Here is a 26,048-nt window from a genome sequence, read left to right on the forward strand (position 1 = left end):
CTCCTGCTTCGAACAGCTACGGCCGTCCTCGATTTTACGGTGAACCCGCCAACAGCCGGTGCTCGATGCCGTGCACGATGTCCCGCTCCCTGTCCCGCACCAAACAGGCGACGTCGACGAAGCGGGAGACCAGCGGCGACGGCTCGCCGTCGGTCCAGCCCACCGCGATGGCCGAGCCGGGCCAGTCGTCGATCGGCAGGAACCGGACCCCGCTCAACGGCATGAAGTGCGCGGCCGCCGCACCGGTGATGGCGATGGCCGCTCCGGCGGCCACCACCTGCGCCTCCTCGGTGATCGAATCGGAGCGCACCACGTGCACCTTCGTCGCAGCGGTCCGCGCCGCAGCCAGGCTCCAGAACGCGTGATGGGCCTGGTCGACGCTGGACGACTGGGTGATCGGGTCGTCGAGAAGGTCCCGCACCGACACCGACTTCCGTCTGGCGTGCCGGTGCGAGGTCGACACCATCGCGACGACGGGATCGACTGCCAGGATCTCGGTGCTGATGTTCGGCGTGCTCTGCGGCAGCCGCAGGAATGCCACATCGGTGGCCCGCGACGCCAACCCGGCCGACGGATCGCTGACCTGAAATTCCCGCATCTCGATGGTGACTTCGGGGTGACGTTCCCGGAACTCGGCGAGGATCGGTGCGGTCAGTTCGAGCGCGGCGCCCGGTACGTAGCCCAGCCGCAGCGTGCCCACCACCCCGCGCGCTGCCTGTTGGGCGGCGGCGGCCACACCGTCCAGTGCGGCCAAGACGGTGCGCGCTCCCTCCAGGAAGACCTCGCCGGCGGGCGTGAGCGCCACGTTGCGGGTGGTCCGTTCGAACAGCTTGACGCCGAGTTCGTCTTCGAGTTCTTTGATTTGGCGGCTCAGTGCCTGCTGCGCCAGGAAGACACGCGCTGCCGCCCGACTGAAGTGCAGTTCTTCAGCAGCCACCACGAAGTGGCGCAACTTTCGCGTGTTGATGTCTATGGTGCCCGATCTTAAAGCGTGTCGAACAACTTTGTTGGTTTGGTTTCCACGGCCCACCGACAACGCCGGTACCTGGTGACGACACGGCCCAGCTGCCACGTCAACACGAAGACTTCAAGGTCCAAATCGCCCTGCTACCCCGACTACCCCACCGCAGCCAGTCGTTCGACACTCCTGCAGGCCATTGCAAGCGCGTCGGAGCCGGCGAAGCGGGGCGCCGTAATGACTCCAGCAAGCGTGTCAGTACAGAACAGCCCGTCGAGACCGGTTCGATCGAGCCGCAGCGGTTAAACGAGGCTCGCCGGAGGCGAGGCGAAGCCGGGATCGCCGCATGAACCTAGCCCGTCGAGCGCAGCCACCGAGGTGGCTTTCAAGTCGACTCCTGATCGACCGAGTCTGCGCGCACCGGTGATCAGGGCGTCGACGACGCGGGCCGCCTCGAGGTAGCCCAGACCGTCCGGAGGATGCACGTTGGACACGCAGTTGCGTTCGGCGTCGGTGCGTCCCGGCCGCGGCTGGTGTGTCAGATACAGCCCGAGGCTGCTGGCCACCGACAATCCCGGTCGCTCACCGATCAGCACCACCACGGTCTGCACGCCCATCGCCTGGCCGATATGGTCGCCGAGCCCTACCCGGGCCCCGGTGGCGATCACCGGTGCGGCGATAGTGCGGTGAGCACCCACCACATCGGTCAGCGCGCGCAGTAACGCAACACCGTGTTCGGTCAGCGCCGCCGGGGACAGTCCGTCGCACAGCACGAAGCCCACCTGCGCTGTACTGCATGGGATTTCAGTCAAATCATCGGGCAGGCGACCAAGGTCGGGGCGCCGCAGATACTCCTCGCGACTGCTCGCTCGACTGGTCACCGCCACGGGCTCGCCGAGCCCTACGCCGGCCACCCTCTGGGCCAGCCGCCCGACGTCGAATGGTTGGCGCACCGCATCGCGGGCCAGGGCGTGCGCCGCCCGGAACTCCAGCACGCTGCGGGTCGGCTGGGCGTCGCCGGAACGCCCGAGCCCGATCCGCGCCTGGGTGTGGCGGCGCAGGTCCTGCCAGAGGTCCTGCGACTCAGTCGGTTTAGCGAGGCTCGACGAAGGAGAGGCGCAGCTGGAACCGCCGCAAGAACCCGGCGGTTCAGCGAGGCTCGACGAAGGAGAGCCGAAGCTGGGACCGCCGCAAGAACCCGGCGGCTTCGAATGCAAGGCGCTCATGCCGGTGCCGCCAGCGACCGCAACGGCGAGCGCTCCACCGCACTGGGCAGCACCCGGCCGGACTCATCGGCGATACCGATCCCCTGTAGCCAGGTCTCGAACTCGGGCGCGGGGCGCAGGCCCAACACTCGTCGCGCATAGAGCGCGTCGTGAAAGGACATGCTCTGGTAGCCCAGCATCACGTCGTCGGCTCCGGGGACGGTGATGACGAAGTTGCACCCGGCGACGCCGAGCAGCGTGAGCAGGGTGTCCACGTCGTCCTGATCGGCTTCGGCGTGGTTGGTGTAGCAGACGTCCACCCCCATCGGCAGCCCGAGCAGCTTGCCGCAGAAGTGGTCCTCGAGCCCGGCCCGAGCGATCTGTTTGCCGTCGTAGAGGTATTCGGGTCCGATGAACCCGACCACGGTGTTGACCAGCAGCGGTGAGAATTCGCGGGCCACCGCGTAGGCCCGGGTCTCCAGGGTCTGCTGATCGACCGGCCGGCCACCGCTGCCCAGGTGGGCGTGCGCGCTCAGCGCCGAACCCTGGCCGGTCTCGAAATACATGACGTTGTCCCCGACGGTCCCGCGCTGCAGCGACCGCCCGGCCTCGTTGGCGGTACGCAGCAGATCGAGGCTCACACCGAAGCTGCGGTTGGCGCCCTCGGTGCCGGCGATCGACTGGAACACCAGATCCACCGGGACGCCCCGCTCGATCAGCTCAATGGTCGTGGTCACGTGCGAGAGCACGCAGGACTGCGTCGGGATCTGGTAGCGCAGCCGGATGTCGTCGAGCAGGTAGAGCAGGTCGGCGGTGGCCTGCGGCGAGTCGGTGGCCGGGTTGATGCCGATCACCGCATCGCCGCATCCGTGCAGCAACCCATCGAGCGTGGCCGCGGCGACACCCCGGGGATCGTCGGTCGGATGGTTGGGCTGCAGCCGGGTGGCCAGGCGGCCCGGCAATCCCAGCGTGGTGCGAAACGCGCTGGTGACCCGTACCGATCGCGCCACCGCGATCAGGTCCTGGTTCCGCATAAGTTTGCTGACCGCGGCCACCATTTCGGGAGTCAGCCCGGGCCCGACTCGACGCAGGGTGTCGGCCGCTGTCGGCGTCGCCGCCACCTCCAGCAGCCAGTCCCGCAGACCACCGACGGTCAGATGGGACACCGCCCGGTAGCTCTCGCGGTCGTGGCGATCGATGATCAGCCGGGTGACCTCGTCGGTCTCGTAGGGCAACACCAGGTCATGCAGGAAAGTGTCCAGCTCGACGTCGGCCAGCGCCCATTGCGCCGCGGCTCGTTCGGCGTCGCTGGCGGCGGCGCAGCCGGCCAGTTCGTCGCCGGACCGGCGCGGGGTGGCCTTGGCCAGGAGGTCAATCAGCCCGTCGAACCGGTAGGTGGTGCCGGCCAGCGTCTGCGTGTACGTGGTCATCGCAGGCCCCTTCCCCTCAGCCGGGATTCCCTGATCGCATCGACGGCGGCACCCAGGTGCGGCAAGGAATTGCCGTTATGCCGATTTGAGTCGCGGGCGAAGAAAAACAACTCGCGCCCCCCATTTTTCCATACCGGCGACGCGATTCCCTAATTCGGTCATTTCGCCGGCGAACACGGAAAACCTCAACTCGGTGGTACTGTCCCCCGTTTGTGGGAATTGCAGCGGAATCCATCAATGACGATCTGACCCTGGCGCTGAGCCTGGCGGACGTGGCCGACGCCATGACGATGGACCGGTTCGGCGCACTGGACCTGCGGATCGACACAAAGCCGGACCTCACTCCGGTCACCGACGCCGACCGCGCGGTGGAGGTCGCGCTGCGTGACGTCCTGGCACGCGATCGGCCCGACGACGACGTGCTGGGCGAGGAGTTCGGCGGCAGTGCGATCTTCAGCGGCCGCCAGTGGGTCATCGATCCGATCGACGGCACCAAGAACTTCGTGCGCGGGGTGCCGGTGTGGGCCACGTTGATCGCCCTGCTCGACGACGGCGTGCCGCGCGTCGGTGCGATCAGCGCCCCCGCGCTGGGCAGGCGGTGGTGGGCCGGCGATGGCCTGGGCGCATTTGCCGCGGTCGGCGGGGCGGCGCCGAGGCGACTATCGGTCTCCGCGGTGGCAGACCTGGGCTCGGCGAGCCTGTCGTTCGCCGGACTCAAGCAGTGGGCGCACCTCGGACTGCGTCAGCGCTTCCTGGATCTGACCGACACCGTGTGGCGAACGCGCAGTTACGGCGATTTCTGGGCCCATTGCCTGCTCGCCGAGGGCGCGGTCGACATCGTTGTCGAGCCCTCGTTGTCACTGTGGGATATGGCGGCCCTGGACATCCTGGTCCGTGAGGCGGGTGGCACGTTCACCGACCTCAGCGGCACCGCCGGCCCGCACGGCGGCAGCGCGGTGGCTACCAACGCCCTGCTGCACTCAGCGGTGCTGGACAGCCTGGGCGTGGCCTAGCATCGCGCATTCCCCAACCAACACCCGATTAACAACAAAATCATGTCAATGTTGCCGTTTTTGGTGTTGGAATTCTCGCACGCGATTTGAGATTATCGGCCCACGGCCATTGAACAAATATCATGGCAATTCTTGCTACCCATCCGCAGCCGGCATTCGGACACGCAGGAGATCATGAATTCAGGCAATTCACTGCGGGCCCGCGGTGGGACGGTCGGCGTGATACCGACGGGGGCGGGCGGCACGTGATGTGACGCCGCGTCGGCCACCCGTGGTTAGCTCTGCTATTGCGCGTGCGAACAACAAGACGATGATCCCTCGGGGTTTGTGACCCGGGGGTCCTCAAGATGGAGGATCTGCTCTCACCATGTCCGACTTTCCCTACACGGACCGCTTCACCGTCAACCGCACGCTGCCCGAACAGGGCCGGCCGCGTGACGAAGTGCTCGCGGAGTTGCGTGAGATGGCGCAGGCTGAGGACCCCACCTGGGAAACCGGCAAGGTGTCCGGGACCATGTACTGCGGTGACCACGAGCACTACCGCTTTCTCGATGAGGCGTTCGGACTGTTCGCCCATGTGAACGTGCTGCAGCGCGACATATGCCCGTCGGCGACCAAGTTCGAGGGCGAAATCATCGCGATGGCACTGGATCTGATGCACGCCGAGGCCATCACCGACACCGAACCGGTCGGCATGGTCACCACCGGCGGCACCGGCAGCATCATCCACGCACTGCTGGCCTACCGCGAGCACGCCGCCAAGCACCGGGGCATCACCCGGCCGAATTTCATCAAGCCCGAAACCGGTCACCCGGCCTTCGACAAGGGCTGCCATCTGTTCGGCATCGAGATGCGCAGGGCGCCCATCGATCCGCAGACCACCCAGGTGGACGTCGACTGGGTGGCCAACAACATCGACGAGAACACCATCGCGATCATGGGCTCGGCCTGCAACTACGGCTACGGCACCGTCGACCCGATTCCTGAACTGGGGCAGCTCGCCCTGCAGCACGGAGTGGGCCTGCACGTCGATGGCTGTCTGGGCGGGTTCGTCCTGCCCTTCGCCCAGGAGCTGGGCTATGACGTCCCGCTGTTCGATTTCCGGGTTCCCGGGGTCACCAGTATCTCCGCGGACAACCACAAGTACGGCTACTCGTTGAAGGGCGCCTCCACCCTGCTGTTTCGCGACAAGGCCTACCGCAACGCGCAATACTTCTACCTGCCGGAGTGGTCCGGCGGCAAATACCACTCGCCGGGAATCGAGGGCTCCCGCTCGGGTGGGCTGATCGCCGCCGCGTGGGCGTCGATGGTGCAGCTGGGCAGGGAAGGCTACCGGGCCTACGCCAAGGCGATCCTCGAGACGGCATCGGCCATGCAGGATGCCGTGCGCAGCCACCCCGAGCTGATGATCCTGGGCTCACCAACGTTCTGCTTCAGCTTCCGCTCCGACGAATTCGACATCTACCACGTCGCTGACGCGATGAAGCCCAAGGGCTGGCGCTTCAACGGCCAGCAGTACCCCAACTCCATCCACATGGCCGTCACCCGGCCCCAGACCCAGCCCGGCGTGGCGGAGGCATTCGCCGCCGACCTCGACGACGCGGTCGAGTACGCCAAGAAGAAGACCGCTGCGGGCGAGGCGCCGGTCAGCGCTGCGGTCTATGGCGGTGTCCCCGGCGGGATGACCGATGAGGCGGCTCATTTCATCGAAGGGTTCATGGAACACATCCTCGACACCCAGCAGTCGCTGCCGCCCGTATGACCAGTTCGGACCGCGTCGTTCTGGCCGTTGACCTTGGCACTGGCGGCCCTAAAGTCGGTTTCGTGTCGTTGGACGGCGCCGTGCTGTGGTCGGACCTCACTGCCGTCTCGACCGAATACGGCCCGGGCGGTGCCGCCACCCAAGACGCGGGCCTGTGGTGGGAGATCATCCGCGACGCCACCAAACGCGGGCTGGCCGAGAGCGGGATACGCGGTGAGCGGGTAGCCGGGGTGTCGATCACCGGGCAGTGGGCCAGCACCATCCCGGTCGACGCCGAGGGACGTCCGGTGGGTCCGTGCGTGATGTGGATGGACACCCGCGGTGCGCCGTACAGCCGCAAGGTATTCGGCGGTCGGGTAGCCGGCTACCGACCACGGGTCCTGCTCAGCTGGCTCCGTCGCAACGGCGGCATCCCCTCGCCCAGCGGCGACGACCCGGTCGGGCACATGCTGCACCTGCAGCACGGCGACCCTGCGGTCTTCGCGGCCACCCGCTGGCTGCTGGAGCCGGTCGACTACCTCGGCATGCGTTTCACCGGACGAGCGGCGGCATCGCGGGCCTCGATGATGGGCAGCTGGCTCACCAACAACCGCAATCTGGACGTGCTCGACTACGACGATGTGCTGGTGCGCCTAGCCGGTGTCGACCGGGCGAAACTGCCCCCGCTGGTGCCGACCGGCTCCATCATCGGCCCGGTGGCTCCGTCGGTCGCCGCCGAACTCGGCATATCGCCTGCGGCCCAGGTGGTCACCGGCACCCCAGACCTGCACGCTGCTGCAGTGGGTTCCGGTGCGGTGCGCCAAGGTGAGCTGCATCTGACCATTTCCACCACGTCGTGGATCAGCTGTCCGGTGGCGTTCAAGAAGACCGATGCGTTCCACCAGCTGGCCACCGTCGCGGGCCTCGACCCGACGTCCTATCTGCTGGTCAACAACCAGGACACCGCCGGCCGCGCACTGCAATGGTTGCGCGACACCATGTTCGACGATCTGGACTACGACGCGCTGACCGCGCTGGCGGCGGGCGCACCGGCCGGCTCGAACGGGGTGATCTTCACGCCTTGGCTCAAAGGCGAGCACTCCCCCGTTGACGACCGCCGTGCCCGCGGCGGGTTCCACAACCTGTCACTGGCCACCACCCGCGCCGATCTGGTGCGCGCGGTGCTCGAGGGGGTCGCCTACAACAGCCGCTGGCTGCTCGAGTGCGTGAATCGGTTCACCCCCAACGGCGGACCGATCCGGATCGTGGGCGGCGGTGCGCGCTCGGACCTGTGGTGCCAGATCATCGCCGACGTCACCGGCCGTACCTGCGAGCGGGTGGCCGATCCGCTGAATGCGCAGTTGCGGGGCGCGGCGCTGTTCGCTGGGATCGGAATGGGCTACGTGCACCGCGACGAGCTACGCGATCTGATCCCGCTCGACGGCGTATTCGAGCCGGTAGCCGCCAATCACGAGGTGTACGACCGGCTCTTCGCCGAATTCCCCCGGCTCTACAAGGCCCAAAAGGGCATGTTCGGCCGCCTCAACCGCTGACCGACCCGTTCTGCGGGCTAGTGGGCCGCCATGATCTGCATCAGCTGGGTGGCCGAGTCGTGCGAAAGCACCCAACGACCCTGGTCGACGAGCTGCAGCGGGACGGTCTGCGGCGCAGGCATCTTGGGGCCCGAGACGGTGACGTTGGCCAGCCCCTGGCCCTCGCCGGTCTGCACCACATTGATCACGTCGAAGTTGTAGGGCAGTTCTCCGTCGCGGTAGGCCCTGCGCAGCTCGCTGTCGAGGCCGTGCCCCTCGTGCTGCGTGATGCCGTTCTCGACCAGATCGGCCTTCTCCTTGTAGCCGATGCCGGCGTCGCTGAGCCTGGTCAGCATGCCCGACACCTCACCGGTCGTGGGCAGCGGCACGCCGGACGGCGCCGGGGCGGGGGCCGGTACTGGCGGCGCGGGCTCCAGCGGGATGGGCGCACCGGCCACGGAGTCCTGCGGTGCGGCCGGCTCAGCGGAAGCCACACCTCCGCCGAACAACCCGGACACCCCGATCACAGCCAGCGCCGAAGCGCCGATCAGTAGAAGTCTTCCAGTCACGGTTCCCCCTCCGAATGACGGTTTCCGGAGCAAGGCTACCCCCGTTCGGCCGCCATGGCATCACGAAGACTCTTGGGCCGCAGATCGTTCCAGTGCTGCTCGACGTACTCCACACAGGCCGCGCGGTCGGCGCCCTGTTCACCTCCGTAGACCACTCGCCACCCGGCGGGAACATTGGCGAACGTCGGCCACAGGCTGTACTGCTCCTCGTCATTGACCAGCACGTAGAAGCTGCCGCTTTCGTCGTCAAAGGGATTGGTGCTCATCGGATCTCCTCGGTATCGGTGGCGCAGCAGAAAGGTGGGCGCCCAGCACCCGGTCGGACAGCAGTCCCAAACAGCTCAGGTTGGGAAAGCCAGGCCCCTGGGTGAGCCCGGCAAGGTTGGGCAGGAAAAGCTTCGGGGTGACGTGAGTGACGGCCAGATCGTGCCCGATCGCCTCGGCCAACCGGTCGCCGGAAAGCGGGCCGCCCAGGCCCAGCTCAAGCAGGTCCAAGGTGTCCTGGCCGAACAGCGACACGAACCACAGTGGGTCCGCGCCGGAGCCGTCGATGACCAGGTCGAAACCGTGCACGGTCTCGAAGTTCTCACCGCCGCGGTTGGTGCTCAGTGTCAGCCGGATTCGGCCGTCCCGGGCCACCGCATGCGCCACCCTTCCCCGCAGGTGACGGATCCGATCGTCGGCCAGCAGAGCATCCTGCACCCGGGCCGAGAACACCCCGCGGTCGGTGCGGGCCAACGCATCTCGCCGCTCGGCCAGGGTCAGCGCTGTCCAGTCGGTGGGATCGGAGAACAGCGCGTTCTCGAAGAATCCCTCCCCTCGGGTGAACAGCGTCACCTGCGGGGAGATCACGGTGATCGTCGAAACCCGGTGCCGGAACAGCTCATTGAGCATCGATGCGGCGGTCTCGCCGCCCCCGATGACGGCGACGCGCTCGGCGCTGATCCGGTCGGCCGCAGCCCGGTGCCAGAACTGCGCGATGGAGAGCACCAGCGGATTGCCAGGCAGGATCGACTTCTCGGCCTGGCCCGGACCGGTGATCATCACCGCGTCTGCGGCGACCTGGGTTTCGCGGGTGTGCAGCACCCAACCGGCGCCGTTCACCCCCAGCCGCTCCACCTCACCGGGGATCACGTTGAGCCGCACCGCATCGGCCACCCAGCGCAGGTACTGGCTCCACCGCAAGTGGGTGGGGGCCGGCCGGCCCCGGTCCACCCACTCAGCGAACTGGCCGGTGGCGATCAGATAGGACTGCCAGCCGTAGCGGGTCATTCGCTCGTCGAGTTCGGCGTTGCGGCCGGCCACCAGCGCCGAGCGGTACGGGAAGCCGACGTCCTTCTCCGGGCTGGTGCCCAGCCGATGCGCACCGTCGGTCCAGCCTCCGGCGGCGCGCCAGTTGGCGGCGACCTCGGTGCGTTCGACGGCGACCACGTCCGGGGCGGCGACGCCCATCTCGCGCAGCGCGGCGGCCTTAGCGGCCACCGCGACGGCCTTGGCCCCGGCGCCCACCACCGCAAGTGTGCTCATCGCAGTTCCTCCACCAGCTCGCCCAGGCTGTCGGTGAACAGCTCTTGCAATGCCGTGATCTCGGCGTCGCCGAGGATATCGGGCAACGTGCGCCATTGGGTCATCAGCGCCTGCCCCGCCCCGAGGTCGGCCACCGCGGCGAAGACGCTCAGCTCGTGGCGTACCGCCTGGCCGGGTTCGGGCACCGACGGCAGCCCGGCGATCAGGTCTGGAGCCACCGCCGGCCCGCCCCCGGCCCGATCGACCCGGCCCAGGTAGTTCAGCAACAGCTGGGGCCCCGGCTGAGCCGCCAGCAGGTCGGCGGTGTCGGCACGCAGATAGGCCAGCAGCCCGTAGTCGATTCCGCCGCCCGGGATGTCCGCCAGTGCGCGCGCCACCCCGGCCGGGTCTGCCTGGGCCACCCGCAGCGGATAGATCGCCGACAACAGTCCGGCGATGTCGGCGGTATCGACACCTGTCACAACCTCCTCGGCACGCCCGTGGGTCTCCAAGGCCAGCAGCGGCGTCGCGCCGGCCTGCCCGCGGCGGGCCCGCCAGGCAGTGACCATCCGCGCGGTCGCCGCAACCAGCAGGTCATGCATCGGAACCGGCAAGGCCAACAGCGCAGCGGTCAGCACCCGGTCGGCGACGGTCACCGACACCGTGAGATCGCCGGCGCGATCGCGTTCCGGGTCGACTCGCCGAGCACCCAGATCCGGGTCGTCGCCGGCCAGCTGGGCGGCCCAGAAGTCCACCGTGTCCAGGCTCTGCGCACGCTCGTGCAGTGCGCTCGCCCAGCGCCGGTAGCCGCTGCGCTCCGGCAGCGGATCCGCCCCGGCCAGCGCGGCGTGCAGTTCACCGAGGATCACCTGCCACGACACCGGGTCCAGTGCCAGTACGTGCCCGCACAGCATCAGCACTCCCGCGCCGTCGGGCTCGCGCAGCCACACCGCCTGCAGCATGACTCCGTTCGCCGGATCCAGGCTCTCCAACAGTCGGGTGCCGTGCTCGGTGACCACCGAAAGGTCGGCCGTACTGACCGCGACCTCGGTCAGGACGTCGACGGGCTCGGTCGGGTACAGCGTCAGCTCGGCCGGGTCGAGTCGGGTGTGCAGCAGCGGATGCGCGGCGACGATCGCGGCCAGGGCAGCCCGCAGCTGCTCGCCGTCGGTGTCGTCGGGCAGCCGGATCGCTTCGACCTGCCCCAATCGGCGTGGGCTGCCGTATTGGTAGAGCCAGCGGCCGGCCGGCAGCAGCGGAATCGGCCCGTCGGCCGCCTGCGCACCGTCGCGCTGCGCCGCCTCGTCGGCTTCGGCCACTTCGCGGTCCAAGGCCGCGGCCACGTCCCGAATCGTGTTGCAGCTCAAGATGGTCCGCGGACGCAACGGCAGGCCGCGCCGGCGGGCCGCCCGCACCATCGACAGCGCGACGATGCTGTCCAAACCCAGCTCACGCAGATCGTTCTCGACCCCCGGGGCTGAACCCTCGGCATTCTGTGGGCCCTCTGGGCCGGCGAACACCTCGGCCAGCAGTTCCACCAGGATCCGTTCGGTGTCGGTGTCCGGCTCTACCCCGCCGCCGAGCGGACCGGACTGCGCCAGCAGCGCCGCCAACTTCTCGGTGTCCAGTTTTCCGTTGGCGGTCAACGGCATCGATTCCACCGCGGTGATCCGGGCAGGTATCAGGTAGGACGGCAGCCGGGCGCCGATCTCGGCGCGAACCCGGGTGGTGTCCACCTGCGCGCCGGTGACAAAGCCGGCCAGTTGGGTTCCGGCCGGCCCCTGCACGGGCAGTACCGCGGCGGCGGTCACCCCGGCCGCCGCGATCAGGGCCGCCTCGACCTCGGCGATCTCGACCCGATAGCCGCGCACCTTGACCTGGTCGTCGGCCCGGCCGAGGTAGACCAGGCGGCCATCGGTCCGGCGCCGGACCAGGTCCCCGGTGCGATACATCCGGCCGCCGGTGCGAAACGGGTCGGCGACGTAGCGAGCCGCGGTCGCCCCGGCGCGACCCAGATAGCCACGGGTGACCTGGGCGCCAGCCAAGTACAGCTCGCCGGCCACCCCGTCAGGCACTTCGCGCAACACGGAGTCCAGTACGTGAGCGCTCATGCCCCGCACCGCTTCTCCGATCACCGGAACATCGGTGTCGGCGACGTCGGCGACGACGGCTTCCACCGTGGTCTCGGTGGGTCCGTAGCAGTTGTGGACCGCCGTCGAGGGCGCCGCACGCAGTCGTGCCCAGGTGTGCGGGGCGATCGCCTCCCCACCCAGCGCCAGCACGGTGAGGCGGTGGTCCGAGCCGGCATCAAGCAGGCCGGCGTCGAACAGCTGGGTGAACATCGACGGTGAGGTGTCGATCATGTCCAGCCGGTGCCGGCGGATACCGTCGATGATCGCCTCGGCATCACGCATCTCGTCGGCGGAGAACAGGTGCACGCACTGACCACCCAGCAGGCCGACCAGCGGCTGCCAGCTCGCGTCGAAACTCAGCGACCAGGCGTGCGCGACGCGCAGCGCCCGGCCCAGGCGGGCCACGGCGGGCGCGTACATGCGTTGCTGGTGGTCGGCAAAGTACGACGCCAGCGCACGGTGCGTGCCGACGACGCCCTTGGGTTCTCCGGTGGATCCCGAGGTGAAGATCACGTAGGCGGCCGAGTCGGGGTGGATCGCGGTCGGAGTCGCGATGTGCACAGCGTCTTCGGAACGCAACTCGGCCAGCAGTTCGACGGTCAGCGTCAGCTTCGGACCAGATTGGCGCAGAATCGATTCGATGCGCGCCTCGGGCAGGCTGATGTCGACGGGAACGTAGGCCGCCCCGGCCTGCAGCACCGCCAGGATCGCGATGACCGAATCCAGCGAGCGGGGCAGTGCTATCGCGACCCGGTCTTCGGGACCGATCCCCCGCCCGGCCAGCGCCCGCGCCAAACCGGCGGCTTCGGCCGCCAGCTCGGCGTAGGTCAGGCTGCGATCCTCGCCGGTAAGCGCCGGACTGTCCGGGTGCGCTGCGGCGGCCGCGGTGAACAGAGCGGGCACCGAGGTGGGCGGGTTCACGTCCACCGCCGGATCGGCGATGCGGGCCCGCTCGACGGGCAACAGCACGTCCAAATCGGCGATGCGGGGCCGCGCCGGGTCGGCCAGCTGGCGCAGCACCTGCAGCAGCCGCTGCCCAAGATCGGGAACCGATAACTCCCCCAGCGCATCTGGGATCGCTTCGAGCAGCACGGTAAGCCGACCGTCGCGGGGTGGATAGCTGACCAGGGTCAGCGGATAGTGCGTCAGACTTTCGACCGTGACCGGGATGAAGCGCACCCCATCGGGGGTGGTGACCCCCGCCGACGCCGAGCCGATGGGCGCATTCTCGAAGACCAGCAGGGTGTCGAACACCGCGTTGCCGCTGGCCCGCTGCACCGTCGACAGGCTCAGGTAGCCCAGGTCGCGCATGGCCGCGGTGTCGCGTTGCAGCGCTTGGCAGGTGGCGACCACCTCGGCGCGCGGCGGTGTCGACGCGGCCACCGGGACGGTGTTGATGAACAGGCCGACCATGGTTTCGACGCCGGTGAGCTGTTGTGGGCGACCCGACACCACCGCGCCGAACGCCATGTCGGTCCGGTCGGTGAGGCGGCCGAGCAGTACCGCCCAGGCGAACTGCAGCACGGTGTTCAGCGTCAGCCCATGCCGACGGGCCCACTCGGTCAGGCGCGCGGTGGCGTCGCTGTCCAGCGCTACCTCGTGGGTCTGCGGGACGGCGCTGCCCACCGTGGCTCGCTCACCACCGGCCAGCATGGTCGGGGCGCTGAGCGGGGCCAGGTAGTCGCGCCACCGCTGGGTCGCGGCGGCAGTGTCTTGGCTTGTCAGCCAGCCGATGTAGTCGCGGTAGGGGCGCGGCGGCGGCAGCGGGTCGACGCCGCCGGCGCGATAGATCGCCACCATTTCGTCGAAGAACACCGCCATCGACCATCCGTCGAGCAGTAGGTGGTGCACGGTGAGGATCAGCCGGTACCGCTCGGGGGCGGACTGGGCCAGCACGAAACGCAGCAACGGTCCGCGGGCCAAATCGAAGTTCGTGGTGCGCTCGATACGCGCGATCTCATCGAATTCAGTTGGCGCAGAATGGATCTCACGCCACGGAAGAGCTGCTGTCGCCGGGATGATCTGCACCGGGTGCGGCAGGTCGACGTCCCAGAATGACGCCCGCAGGTTTGCGTGGCGGACCAGCATCGCCTCGGCACTGCGTCGCAACAGCCCGGGGTCGACGGCGCCCTCGATATCGATGACGAACTGCACGGTGTAGACGTCGACACCGTCCACCCCGCCCCCGTCATCGGTGGCGAGCTTGGCCAGCGAGAACAATCCCTGCTGCAAAGGGGAGAGCGCCAGCACATCCTCGATCGCCGCAGGAGCCGCAGTGCTGTGCGCAGATGCAGTCTCGGTCACGGCGAATCACCCCATGCCGCAGTCAGATCGGCCAGTGCGTCACTGCTCAGACCCGAGACGCTCATCGGCTCAAACGCCGTGTCGGCGGCTGCTGGGGTGCCACCGGCCGCGGCCGCAGCGTCGACGGCGGCGGCCAGTTCGGCGAACGTGGGGTGCTCGAAGATCATCCGCGGGTCGACGTCCAGCCCCGCCGCGCGCGCCCGCGCGGCCAGCTGCACCGACAGGATGCTGTCGCCGCCGAGCTCGAAGAAGCCGTCGCTGCGCCCGATTGCCGCGACACCCAAGAGCTCGGCGCAGATTCCGACCAGGGTCTGTTCGGTGGCGGTGACCGGTGGGTCCGAAGCGCCGCGCGTGGCCACCGCCGGCTGCGGCAGCGCGGGCCGGTTCAGCTTCCCGGAGTCCGTCAACGGCATGGCCTCGAGCACCGTCAGCGATGACGGGACCATGTAGCCGGGCAGCGTTGCGGCCACGGCCGCACGCACCGACGCGATGAACTCCGCCGCGTCGGTGACCGGGGTCGCAGGTACCAGGTAGCCGGCCAGCGTGGTGACACCGCGCTGGTCCCAGGTACGGGCGGCGGCCGTCGCCACTCCCGGTGCGCCGCGCAACGCGGCCTCCACTTCGGCCAGCTCCACCCGGAAGCCACGCACCTTGACCTGGTGGTCGGTGCGGCCAACAAATTCGAGTACTCCGTCGACGGTCCAACGGGCCCGGTCACCACTGCGGTAGAGCCGGTCGCCCGCGGTCTTGGAGAACGGGTTGGCGACGAAGCGGGTCGAGGTCAGTCCCGGCCGCTTCCAGTAGCCGCGGACGATCTGCGGGCCCGCGTAGTAGACCTCGCCGACCACCCCGGGTGGCACCGGCTGCAGTGCGTCGTCGAGCAGGTAGGCCTGAGACCCGGGCGTGGGCCGGCCCAGTTTCGGTGTGGGCGGCTCCAGTTCACCGCGCACCACCGCACCGGAGGTTTCGGTGGCACCGAAGTTGTTGAGCAGTTGAGCGTTCGGATCCAGCGCCCCGCCCAGCCGGGCCAGCAGGTCCGCCGAGACGGGTTCACCGCTGCACACCAGCCTTCGCAGCCCGCGCACGGCCTCGGGTGCAGAGTCGACCAGCACCGAGATCAGGCTCGCCACCGCGGTCACCTGAGCCACCCGCTCGTCCACGATCAGCCGTGCCAGTGCTTCGGGATTACGGAACTCATCGTCGTCGGCCAGAATCAGCGTCGCTCCGGCGGCCAGGCCGGCCAGCATCTCCATGCCGCCTTCCAGGAACGTCATCGACGACTGGGCCAGGCGGATGTCGTCACCGCTGACCGGGTAGTGGGCGATCTGCCAGTTCAGGCGTGCGCTCATCGACCGGTGGGTACCGAGCACGCCCTTGGGCATGCCGGTGGATCCGGAGGTGAACACCAGATACATCGGGTCATCGGGGTGCGGCACCGGAAGATTCACCCCGGCAACGTCTCTGGTCAGCTCCTCCTGCACATCGGCGTCGTCCAGGCACAGCAGCGTGACACCGTCCCGTGCCGGAATCGCATCCCGGGTGGCAGCGCTGACCAGTATCACTTTCGGCGCGACGTCGTCGATCATGAACTCGAGTCGCTGGCTCGGATAGCTCGGGTCCAGCGGGAAGTAGCCGGCGCCGGCCTTCATGATGCCGACCAGCGCCACCGGCAGATCCAGGTCGCGGCGCACCGACAGACCCACCAGGGTTCCGGGTTCCACGCCGGCGGCGATCAACAGCTCGGCAAGCCGGTCGGAGCGGGAATGCAGCTGCGGATAGGTGAGCTCGGCTCCGGCGCATCGCACGGCGACGCTGTCGAAGCTGCGGCTGGGCGCCAGCACGTCGGCGATGGTTTGCGGATCGCCCGCGGGAATCTCGGCACCGCGGCTCCACCGCTGCAGGATGCGCTCGCGTTGCTCCTCGTCGACCAGGCTGATGTCGCGCAGCGCCCGTCCCGGATCGCCTGCCATGGTCGCCAGCACCCGGCCCAGCCAGTCGGCCAGTCGCGCCACGGTGGCGCGCTCGTAGAGGTCGGTGCGGTAGATCAGATGTCCGTCATAGCCTTCCCCGTCGGCCCCCTTGGTGGTGAACAGGTTCACCGACAAGTCGGCATGGGCGATGTCGAAGGTGGGCATCACCGTGCGGAAGACCAGGTCGCCGTCGGGTCCCGTGTCGATGACGTGGGTGACGTCGGCGGCCTCGCGGACGTGGACCACCACCTGGAACAGCGGGTTGCGCGACAGCGTCCGGACCGGGTTGAGCGCCTCCACCAGCCGGTCGAACGGCAGGTCGGCGTGGGCGTAGGCGCCCAGTGCGGCTTCCCGCGACCGGGTTACCACGTCGCGCAGTGTCGGGTTGCCGGACAACCGGTTTCGCAGCACCACGATGTTGACGAAGAACCCGACCAGGTTGTCCAGTGCGTTGTCGGTGCGTCCGGCGATCGGTACGCCGAGCGGGATGTCGTCGCCGCTGCCTGCCAGATGCATCAGCACCGCGACCGCGGACTGCACCACCATGAACTCGGTGGCGCCGGTCTCGCGGGCCAGCGCCGCCAGCCCGGCCCGCACCTGCGGGGGGACGCTGAATGCGACCGAGTCACCGGAGCCGTTCGCGGTGGCGGGGCGGGGAAAGTCCGGCCGCGGTCCGGTGTCGTCGGCCAGATCGGCCAGCTGCTCGATCCAATAGCGGCGTTGCGCCTCGATCAACCCGGACTCGTCACGCAGCAGTTCGCCCTGCCAATGCGCGAAGTCCGCGTACTGCAACGCCGGCGGCTCCCATGCCGGCGCGGAACCGGCGGCACGGGATCGGTAGGCGATCAGCAGGTCGGTGAAGAGCACCTCGACCGACCAGTGGTCGGCGGCGATGTGGTGCACCACCAGGGAAAGCACCCGTTCGTCGCCGGGCAGGTGCAGCAGTGCCGCCCGGATCGGCCAATCCCGTTCCAGGTCGAATGCGATAGCGCGCTGCTCGTCGAGCCGGGCTCGCGTCCACGCGGTGACGGCACCCGGATCGGTTTCGGGACACTGCAGTTCGGTCACCGGTACTGCCGCGGGCGCATTGATCACCTGATGCGGCAGACCGTCGATCTCGCGGAACGTGGTGCGCAGACTGTCGTGGCGGGCCACCATGTCACCGATCGCGGCGGTTAGCGCGGCGGTGTCGCAGGGCCCGGTGAGCCGGGCCGACAGCGGAATGTTGTCGCCGGTGGCATTCGGGTCCAGTCGGTAGGCGAACCAGGTTCGCAGCTGGGACGCCGAGACCGGGAGATTCCCGGAGCGCGGCACGGCGACCAGCGGCGGTCGCCCGGCCCCGTCGGGTTGCGCAGCCGGGGCCCGATCGATCGCGGCGGCCAGTCGGGCCACCGTGCTGGCCTCGAAGATCTCCCGGATGCCGATCTCCACCTCGCAACGGGCCCGGATCGCCGCAACCAGCTTGGTGGCCAGCAGCGAGTGACCGCCAAGGTCGAAGAACGAGTCGTCGGCACCCACCTTGTCACGGGAGAGCAGTTGGGCAAACAGTTGCGCCACCACGTGTTCGGTGTCGGTCTGCGGCTCCCGGTAGGGCGTGCTCTCGATCGGCTGCGGGTCGGGCAACGCAGCGCGGTCGATCTTGCCGTGCGCGGTGATCGGGATGTCGTCGACCACCACGTAGGCCGACGGCGCCATGTACTCCGGCAACGCCGCGGCCACCCGGGCCCGGATCCGCGGAATCTCGACGGTATCTTCCCCGGCGCCAGGGCCGGCGGGGGTCAGATAGGCGACCAGGCTGCGGCCCAACCCGGGAAGGTCCGAGACCACCACCACGCACTGGCCGACACTCGGATCCACCGAGATGGCCGAGGCCACCTCGCCTAGTTCGATCCGGAAACCACGGACCTTGACCTGGTCGTCGGCGCGGCCGATGAATTCCAGGTCGCCGGCAGCATTGCGGCGGGCCAGATCCCCGGTACGGTACAGCCGCTGGCCGGGCGTCCACGGGTCGGCGACGAACCGCTCGGCGGTCAGTCCGGGACGGTCGAAGTAGCCGCGAGCCACATGTGTTCCGCCGATGTAGATCTCGCCGATCACTCCGACCGGCACCGGCGCCAAGGCGTCGTCGAGCAGCCACATGGTGGTGTTGATGTTCGGGCTGCCGATCGGCGCGATCCGGTTGCCCTGGGGTCCTTCCACCTTGAATCGGGAAGAGTTCACCACGGTCTCGGTGGGGCCGTAGAAGTTATGCAGCAGGGCATCGAAGGTGGCGTGGAACTTGTCTGCGAGTTCGCCCGGCAACGGTTCTCCACCGATCGGGATGCGGCGCAGGGTGCGCCACTGATTCACGCCGGGCAGCGACAGGAACAGGCCCAGCAGGGACGGCACGAAGTGCATGGCGGTGACGCCTTCGCGCTGCAGCAGGTCGGTCAGGTAGCCGATGTCGCGAAGACCGTCCGGGCGTGGAATCACCAGCCGGGCACCGTTTCCCAGGGTGCCGAACAGTTCGCCTATCGACACGTCAAAGCTCGGCGAGGCGACCTGCAGCAGAACGTCGGTGTCGTCGATGCCGTACTCGCCGCCGAACCAGACCAGGTACTCGGTGATCGGGGCGTGGGAGACCTCGACACCCTTGGGCAACCCGGTCGAACCCGAGGTGTAGATGAGGTAGGCCAGATTCTCAGGCCGCAGCGGACGCACCCGCTCGGCGTCGGTCGGGTCGGTGTCGGGCCGGCCGGCCAGCTCGTCCGCTGTCAGCGGTTCACGCAGCACGATCGACGGACGGGCGTCACCGAGGATGAATTCGATACGGTCCGTCGGGTATTCGGGGTCGACAGGAACGTAGGCGGCGCCGGCTTTGGCGATACCCAAGGCGGTGACCACCAGATCCGTCGAGCGGCCGAACAGCACCGCGACCTTGTCCTCGGTGCCGATGCCGGCCGCGATCAGGTGGTGTGCGATTCGATTGGCGCGCGCGTTGATCTCGGCGTAGCTGTACTTGCCATGGTCGTCGACGACGGCGATGGCGTTCGGGGTGGCCGCGGCCCGGTCGGCCACCAGCGAGCCCAGGGTGGCCGGCGCCTGTGGAGGCGGGACGAAGTCGGGTCCGCGGGAAATCGCGTCCAGCCAGGCCCGATCGTCGTCGCCGAGGATGTCCAGCTCGCCGACGGTCGTCTGGGGCTGTGCCACGGCGGCGGACAGCAGCTGCACCAGGTGGCGCAGCAACTGCTCGACCAATCCCTCGTCGAGCACGTCGTGCAGGTATTCGGCCTCGATCAAAGCGCCGTCAGCGTCGGCCTCCACCATGATCCCCAGCGGCAGCTGGGCGACCTTGCCGCGGTAATCGGCCCGGGTGCAGGTGATTCCATCCGGCTGGAATCCGCCGCCCTGTGTCGAGCGGAAACCGAAACTGAGCCGGGTGAGTCGTTCCACTCCCCCGTGCCGGCGATCCGGGTTGAGTTCGCGCACCACCCGGTCGAGGTTGATGCCCTGGTGGCCGAATGCCCCCAGTGCGGCGTCTCGGGTCCGAGCCAGCAGTTCGCTGAAGCGGTCCGCGGCGACGACCCGGGCACGCAGCACCACGGTGTTGCCGAAGTAGCCGATGGCCCCTTCGGTGCCAGCAGTGCGATTGAGCACCGGTGAGGCGATGAGGAAGTCGTCGGTGGCGGTATAGCGCTGGATCAGAGCGGACAGCGCCGCGGCGATCACCATGTAGGGCGTAGCGCCGTTGCTGCGCGCCAGATCGGCGATGTCAGACATCAACCCGGCGGGCAGGGTGCGGGTGCACAATCCGGCGCGCAGCGTGCTGGGTATCGCCGAGCCATGTGGGCCGGGCAGCTCCAGGGGATCCGGCGGGTCCGCCAGCAGAGTGCGCCAGTACTTCAGCTCCGCTTCGTGGCCGGAGCCTGCCGGTGCGACCGGATGCGGTACGGGCGGGCGGGTGGCGAACTGTTCCGGGTCGGCATAGGCGGCCGTGAGGTCGGCGAAGAAGACCGCCCAGGAGTCGTCATCCCAGGCGATGTGGTGGGCTACCAGCAGCAGAATGTGTTCGTCTGGTGCAACCCGGATCAGGGTGAGCCGCAGCGGTGCATCGGTGTCCAGCCGGAACGGGGTGCCGAATTCTCGCTGAGCCAGTACTTCCAGCCGCAGCGCCCGGGCCTGTTCGGCAAGGTCGGACAGGTCGTGGGTGGCAAAGCCCGGCGTGACCTCGGCGATCACCGGGTGGGGTTCGCCCGCGTCGTCGACGGAATAGACGGTGCGCAGCACCGGGTGGCGCGCGGCAACAGCGGCCAGCGCGGCCTGCAGCCGGGCGCCGTCCAGCGGGCCGTTCAGCCGGTAGGAAACCGAAATGTTGGCCAGCGCGCCGTCCGGGTCAAGCGCCTGCACGAACCACATCCGGCGCTGTCCGTCACTCATGGTCAGCGGCCCAGACCCGTTGGTCGGCCCGGAATCCGGCTCCGATGCCGACGTGGCAGCCAGCCCGCGTTCGGCGAGTCGACGGCGCAACAGTTCCAGCCGCAGCTCGTTGGCGTCGGTCGCCTGGTCGACGGCGTCAGTCATGGGTGAACACAGTCCTTTCCGTAGCCGCGGCCGGCGCTGCGTCGTCACGCAGCGTCGCCGTCAGCTGGGCTCCAGTCATTCCGGCCAGCAGTGGACCGAGCGCCACACGCAGGCCGGTGGCCCGCCCCAAGCGCTTGCGCAGGTCCAGCGCAAGCAGTGAATCCAGGCCGAGATCGACCAAGGCCCGGTGCATGTCGATGTCGTCGGGGCCTTCCAAGCCGAGCACCGTCACCAGTTCGTCCGCCACCACCTCACCGATCGGGCGATCGGCCTGCCCCTCCACCGTTGCGGCGGTCAGCGATGCCTCGAACGGCGAGGGAACGCCCTGGCTGTCGAAGAACACCGCCAGTCGATCGAAATCGGCGGCCAGGATCGCCGGGTCGCCCGGCGCGGCAAGAAGTCCGGCGGTGATCGCGGCCTCCGGGGCCATCGGGGTGAGGCCCGTTCGGGCGATCCGGTCCTTCTCCTCGCCGCTGACCACAGCCACGCTGCGCCACAGTCCCCAGCGGATGGAGGTGGCGCCCAGGCCCTGGGCTCGCAGCCGTCCCACCAACGTGTCGACCATCCGGTTGGCCGCCGCGTAGAGCCCGTGTCCCGAGCCGCCCCACAGCGCCAGTACCGAGGAGCAGACCAGCACGCGTGCGTCGGCGTCCAGCGGCCAGTGCCGTGCCAGGTTGTCCAGTCCGATCACCTTGGCGCCAAACGCGTCCCGCACCGCCTCGGCCGTAATCTGCGATGCGGCCACAGCTTCTGCCGACGCCGTATGCACCAGCAGGCCGGCCGGAACGGGCCGGTACTGCGCGATGACCGCCGCTATCGCAGTGTCGTCGGTTATGTCGCAGCGGATCGCGGTGATACGCGCCCCGGTACGCGCACGCAGCGCATCCAACTGCGCGGCAATGGCATCGCTGGCCCCGCTGCGGCTGAGTAGGACGATGTCGCGGGCGCCGTGGTCGGCGCAGAACGTCGCGTAGGCCATTCCGATGGCACCGGTACCGCCGCTGATCACCACGTTCTCCGGGACCGTGGGCACCGTTGCCGCGGCCTTGGACTCGACAGACTCGACCAATCGGCGGGTCGCCAAGCGTCCGGCACGTACTGCCACCTCGGTGTCGGTCAGCCAGAGTGCGGCACCCACGGCACGCAGGTCCGCGGCAGTGGGCTGCACCGGCAGATCGAGGTGCGCGAATGTGTGGTCCGGGTAGTCGAATCCGGCGCTGCGGTGCAGCGCAGCCAACGCCGCGGCACCTGGGCTCGGTGCCGGATCACCATCGAGATACTCGGCGCCGCGGGTCACCAGCCATACCCGGCGGCAGTTCTGTCCGGGCAGAACGGCGGTTTGACCGACCGCGCTCTCGGCGAACTCGGTTGCTGCGGCGGTGATATCGACCGAGTCGGCGAGCGGAGCGACCAGAAGCAGGAACTCGGCGTCGGCCTGGTCCACCACTTCGGCATCCAGCGCCGCCGTGAGTTGCGCGGTCAGACCAGGCGATTGCCCGGAATAGTCGATGACGGCCACCCGCGTGGGCCGCCGCCCCGGCTCGGTCAACGGCAGCCAGCGTTCGGTCATGACCACCGGCATGCGGTGGCGGGGCGCGGACGTTTCCGTGCCTGCCCACAGCCGGTTGGTGTGCATCGGTGCGTGCGGGAAATGCCGCAGCAGCGCAGGAGCATCCGGCGCAAAGTCGCGCCAGCGGTAGCCGGGGTCGGCGATCGCCGCGGCTGCGATGTTGGTTGCCAGCGCCTCGCCGGACGGCTGGTCACGCTCGGTGCTGCCCAGCACTTGGGCGGGCCCGACCGAGTCCGCGAGCGCCACCAGCAGGGTCGGATGCGCCGACATCTCGATGAACGTCGTTACCCCGCGCGCCACCGCGGCTGCGGCGGCCAGGTCGAACCGCACCTGCCGGCGCAGATTGTCGAACCAGTACTGGCGGAACGTTGCCGCGAGCGGGATCGGACCGCCGTACACCGATCCGATGAATTCCACCGGGGCGCTGTGGAATTGAGCGTCTGGAAGCTTCCCGGTCAACTGGTCTCGCAGCGGCTCCAGGGCGCTGGTGTGCGCCGGATAGCGCACCGGCAGTTCGCGGGCAAAGACTCCGCGCCGGCCGGCGCACTCCAGAATGTGCTGTATCGCCGGTAATTCGCCGGAGACGACCACCGATTCGGGGCCGTTGACCACCGACAGCTCCAGCCACCCGGGGGTGGCGGCGATCATGTCGGCGGCGGCGTCGGCGTTCAGGGCGATCATCGCCATGCCGAACCGGACCGGTGCGTCGGCGGCCAGCAGGTCGGTCAGCTGTGCCCGTGCGGCGACCACCGCCACGGCGGCATCCAAATCCACCACGCCGGCGGTGTAGGCGGCGGCCAGCTCCCCCAGGCTGTGCCCGACGGTGATGTCGGGCAGCACGCCGAAGTGCCGCCAGGTGGCGGCCAGTGCCGCGGCGTGGGTGAACTGGGCGGCCTGCACCACCACCGGGTCGGCGTCATCGGTGCCGCGCAGGTAGCTCAGCGGCGAAGCGTGCCCGGCACGCAAGAAGGCGTCATGGCAGCGGTCCGCCTCGGCGCGGTAAGCCGCGAGGCCGAGCAGCTCGGCTCCCATGCCGGGCCACTGGTTCCCCTGGCCCGGGAACACGAAAGCGGTGCGAGCGGCCTCGGGTTGGTGCGACCGGGCCACCAGGGGGTGCTCGACGCCGCGGTAGACGGCATCCAGGCCGGCGACGAGCTCGGCGGTATCGCGGGCCCGGATCACCGCGCGATAGCGGCGCACCGACCGGGTGGCCCGCAGCGTCTGGGCGACCGCCTCGACCCCGGCGGAATGCGTGTGCAGGTAACGCGCCAGCGCCCCGGCCTCGGCAGCCACCAGGTCGCGGGCGTGTGCCGAGATCAGCACGGGGATCCGGCCGTCGGGCAGAGTGGTCGGGTGGCTGTTCAGCACGGCGCGACCTCGTCCACCCCGACGATCAGGTGCGCGTTGGTGCCGCTCATCCCGAACGCCGACACCGAACCGATCCGGCGGCCGTCGCTCGCCGGCCAGGCGGTGATGGTCTCGGCCAGCGTGATTGGGTGCCCATCCCAGTCGATGCCGTCGTGCCAGCCGTCGCGGACGTGCAGGGTGGCCGGGATCGCCTGGTGCTCGGCGGCCAGGAGCACCTTGGTCAACCCGAGTGCCCCGGCCGCGGCCTGGGTATGTCCGATGTTGGATTTGACCGAACCGAGCCGCGGGCCCGTATCGGCCGTCGTGTCGGTGCCGTAAACGCTGATCAGTGAACGCAGTTCCACGGGATCCCCGACCCGGGTTCCGGTTCCGTGGCCCTCGATCATCCCGACCTGGCTGGGGCGCACGCCGGCGTCGGCCAGGGCGTGGCGGAACAGTCGCTGCTGGGCCGCCTCACTGGGCGTGAGCAGGCCGGTGGTGTGGCCGTCCTGGTTGAGCCGGCTGGCCAGGATCTCGCCGTAGATGTGGCGGCGGTCGCGCAGCGCGGCCGATTTTCGTTGCAGCACAAAGATTCCGGCACCCTCGGCCCACACCGTTCCGGTGGCGGCGGCACTGTACGGCCGGCAATGGCCGTCATCGGAGAGCGCGTGCTGCTTGGAGAACTCGACGAAGAAGCCGGGCGAACCCATCACGCACACCCCGCCGGCTAGCGCCATGTCGGTGTCACCGGTCTGAATCGCCCGCACCGCAAGGTGCAACGCGGACAGCGCCGACGAACAGGAGGTGTCGACGGTGATCGCCGGGCCGGCCAGCCCCAGGGTGTAGGCGATCCGGCCGGAGATCACCGACAGTGCGGTGCCCGGCAGCAGATGACCGCTGTGCGCGCTGAACTGCGCCATGTCCGGGCCGTAGCCGGTGACCGACGCGCCCAGGTACACGCCGACGTCGTGGCCGGTGAGCTCGTCGGGATTGATGCCGGCATCTTCCAGGGCGCGCCAGGCCACCCGCAGCGCCACCCGCTGCTGCGGGTCCATAGCGACGGCCTCGCGTGGCGCGATACCGAAGAATCCGGGGTCGAATTCGGCGGCGCCGGAGAGGAATCCGCCCGCGTTGCAGATCGGCTTGAAGCCATCGCGGTGCGATCCCTCGATGAGTTCACGCACCGCCCAGTCCCGGTCCTCGGGGATGGCGCTCAGCGCCTCACGGCCGTCGGCCAGCAGCGACCAGTACTGTTCGGCCGTGTCGATCCCGCCGGGAGCCTCGACGCCGAGGCCGGTGATGACGACCGGGTCCTCGCGCCGATCATTCATCGGCGATGATCCGCTTCGCCAAGGTCTCGATGTGCTCGTAGTGGTAGAAGTGCCCGCCGTCGTAGAGCGACATCGCGCAGGCGCCGGTGGTGTGGTCGGCCCAGCGCTCCAGCAGGTCGGCTCCGACCCGGTCGTCGGAGCGGCCACCGAGCACCATGATGTCGGCGCTGATGGTCGCCTCGGGTGCGCACTGGTAGCGGTTGAACGCCAGGTAGTCCGAGCGCACCGGGGTCAACAGCAGGGTGAGGAATTCCTCGTCGGCCAGAATGCGCGGGTCGGTGCCGCCCAGTTGGGCGAGTTCGGCGCGCAGGTCGGCGTCACCGGTGGGCACCTTACGCAGGCCGGCCACCAGGCCGGGCGCGGGCGCGGCCGAAGCCCACAGCCGCTGGATCTCGATGCCGCGCTCTTCGGCGAGCCGGGCGAATTCGAACGCGACCAGCGATCCCATGCTGTGCCCGAACAGGCGCAGCGGCCCGAGCTGGTGCCAGGGCGCGGCGTCGAACAGGCTGCGGGCCAGTTCCGGCAGGGTTTCGGCGGCCGGTTCGCGGAAACGGTCGGCACGCTGCGGATATTGCATGACGTAGGTGTCGGCACCGGCGGCCAGGGCCAGCGCCAGGGGTCGGTAGTTGACCGCGGTTCCGCCGGCGTGCGGGAAGACCAAAGTGGGAGCGCCGGGACCGGGAAAGCGCCCGATCCAGGAGGGGAACTGCGCGACGGCCGAGGTGTCGTCGACGGCCATCCGATCCCCTCGCAAGTATTAGTAAAGGCTGCCCTAATTTCCCTGCGTTAGGTTACCCCTATAGGAGGCCTGCCGGAAATCCGGGCGCCTCTCGGCCGGTCCTGGACCCTCCGCTGCACCGAGCGTGCACTGAGCGCGTTT

General features: G+C 69.0%; 14 protein-coding genes. 3 read left to right on the top strand and 11 right to left on the bottom strand.

The genetic code is table 11. The annotated features are described in order from the left end of the window. Positions 1–34: 34 nt before the first annotated feature. From ACJH5R_RS11405 to ACJH5R_RS11415, 3 genes are all read right to left on the bottom strand, one after another. The gene (locus tag ACJH5R_RS11405; RefSeq protein ID WP_406781958.1) at positions 35–1,072 is read right to left on the bottom strand and encodes a LysR substrate-binding domain-containing protein; all 1,038 of its coding nucleotides are present in this window, start codon (positions 1,070–1,072) and stop codon (positions 35–37) included. Between the two features lie 188 nt (positions 1,073–1,260). Continuing rightward, the gene (gene eutC / locus ACJH5R_RS11410; protein WP_406781959.1) at positions 1,261–2,184 is read right to left on the bottom strand and encodes an ethanolamine ammonia-lyase subunit EutC; all 924 of its coding nucleotides are present in this window, start codon (positions 2,182–2,184) and stop codon (positions 1,261–1,263) included. Continuing rightward, complete coding sequence (locus ACJH5R_RS11415; protein WP_406781960.1) at positions 2,181–3,593, bottom strand: ethanolamine ammonia-lyase subunit EutB; 1,413 nt, start codon at positions 3,591–3,593, stop codon at positions 2,181–2,183. Before ACJH5R_RS11415 ends, eutC begins: the two co-directional genes overlap by 4 nt. Positions 3,594–3,811: 218 nt before the next feature. On the opposite strand from ACJH5R_RS11415, the gene hisN reads away from it, so the two are divergent. The 3 genes from hisN to ACJH5R_RS11430 all read left to right on the top strand — a co-directional run bounded on the left by hisN (position 3,812) and on the right by ACJH5R_RS11430 (position 7,900). Next, a complete protein-coding gene (gene hisN / locus ACJH5R_RS11420) occupies positions 3,812–4,606 on the top strand; it encodes a histidinol-phosphatase (RefSeq protein ID WP_406758642.1) in 795 nt (264 codons plus the stop codon). A gap of 367 nt (positions 4,607–4,973) precedes the next feature. Then, positions 4,974–6,368, top strand: coding sequence for a pyridoxal phosphate-dependent decarboxylase family protein (locus tag ACJH5R_RS11425; RefSeq protein WP_406758592.1), 1,395 nt, complete (start codon positions 4,974–4,976; stop codon positions 6,366–6,368). Further along, a complete protein-coding gene (locus ACJH5R_RS11430) occupies positions 6,365–7,900 on the top strand; it encodes an FGGY-family carbohydrate kinase (protein WP_406758591.1) in 1,536 nt (511 codons plus the stop codon). The genes ACJH5R_RS11425 and ACJH5R_RS11430 overlap by 4 nt, the downstream gene beginning before the upstream one ends. Positions 7,901–7,917: 17 nt before the next feature. On the opposite strand, the gene ACJH5R_RS11435 is transcribed toward ACJH5R_RS11430, so the two are convergent. The 8 genes from ACJH5R_RS11435 to ACJH5R_RS11470 are packed head-to-tail and all read right to left on the bottom strand — an operon-like array spanning position 7,918 to position 25,907. Further along, entirely contained in the window at positions 7,918–8,448 is a 531-nt protein-coding gene (locus tag ACJH5R_RS11435; protein ID WP_406758590.1) for a hypothetical protein, read from the bottom strand. A 35-nt stretch (positions 8,449–8,483) separates the two neighbouring features. Next, positions 8,484–8,714, bottom strand: a complete 231-nt coding sequence (locus ACJH5R_RS11440; protein WP_406758589.1) for an MbtH family protein — start codon at positions 8,712–8,714, stop codon at positions 8,484–8,486. Next, positions 8,695–9,975: an NADPH-dependent L-lysine N(6)-monooxygenase MbtG gene (gene mbtG / locus ACJH5R_RS11445; RefSeq protein ID WP_406758588.1), complete on the bottom strand. Its 1,281-nt coding sequence runs from the start codon at positions 9,973–9,975 to the stop codon at positions 8,695–8,697. Before mbtG ends, ACJH5R_RS11440 begins: the two co-directional genes overlap by 20 nt. Then, on the bottom strand, positions 9,972–14,390 hold the full coding sequence (locus ACJH5R_RS11450) for an amino acid adenylation domain-containing protein (RefSeq protein ID WP_406781961.1): 4,419 nt from the start codon (positions 14,388–14,390) through the stop codon (positions 9,972–9,974). Before ACJH5R_RS11450 ends, mbtG begins: the two co-directional genes overlap by 4 nt. Next, the gene (locus tag ACJH5R_RS11455) at positions 14,387–20,920 is read right to left on the bottom strand and encodes an amino acid adenylation domain-containing protein (protein WP_406781962.1); all 6,534 of its coding nucleotides are present in this window, start codon (positions 20,918–20,920) and stop codon (positions 14,387–14,389) included. Before ACJH5R_RS11455 ends, ACJH5R_RS11450 begins: the two co-directional genes overlap by 4 nt. Then, positions 20,913–23,858 carry an SDR family NAD(P)-dependent oxidoreductase gene (locus tag ACJH5R_RS11460; protein WP_406781963.1) on the bottom strand — a complete coding sequence of 982 codons (2,946 nt, stop codon included), beginning with the start codon at positions 23,856–23,858 and terminating at the stop codon, positions 20,913–20,915. Before ACJH5R_RS11460 ends, ACJH5R_RS11455 begins: the two co-directional genes overlap by 8 nt. Continuing rightward, positions 23,852–25,168, bottom strand: coding sequence for a polyketide synthase (locus ACJH5R_RS11465; protein WP_406781964.1), 1,317 nt, complete (start codon positions 25,166–25,168; stop codon positions 23,852–23,854). The genes ACJH5R_RS11460 and ACJH5R_RS11465 overlap by 7 nt, the downstream gene beginning before the upstream one ends. Next, on the bottom strand, positions 25,161–25,907 hold the full coding sequence (locus ACJH5R_RS11470) for a thioesterase II family protein (protein ID WP_406758583.1): 747 nt from the start codon (positions 25,905–25,907) through the stop codon (positions 25,161–25,163). Before ACJH5R_RS11470 ends, ACJH5R_RS11465 begins: the two co-directional genes overlap by 8 nt. Between the last annotated feature and the right edge of the window lie 141 nt (positions 25,908–26,048).

The sequence above is a fragment of the Mycobacterium sp. SMC-19 genome (genome assembly GCF_045310815.1).
Classification (GTDB): Bacteria; Actinomycetota; Actinomycetes; order Mycobacteriales; family Mycobacteriaceae; genus Mycobacterium.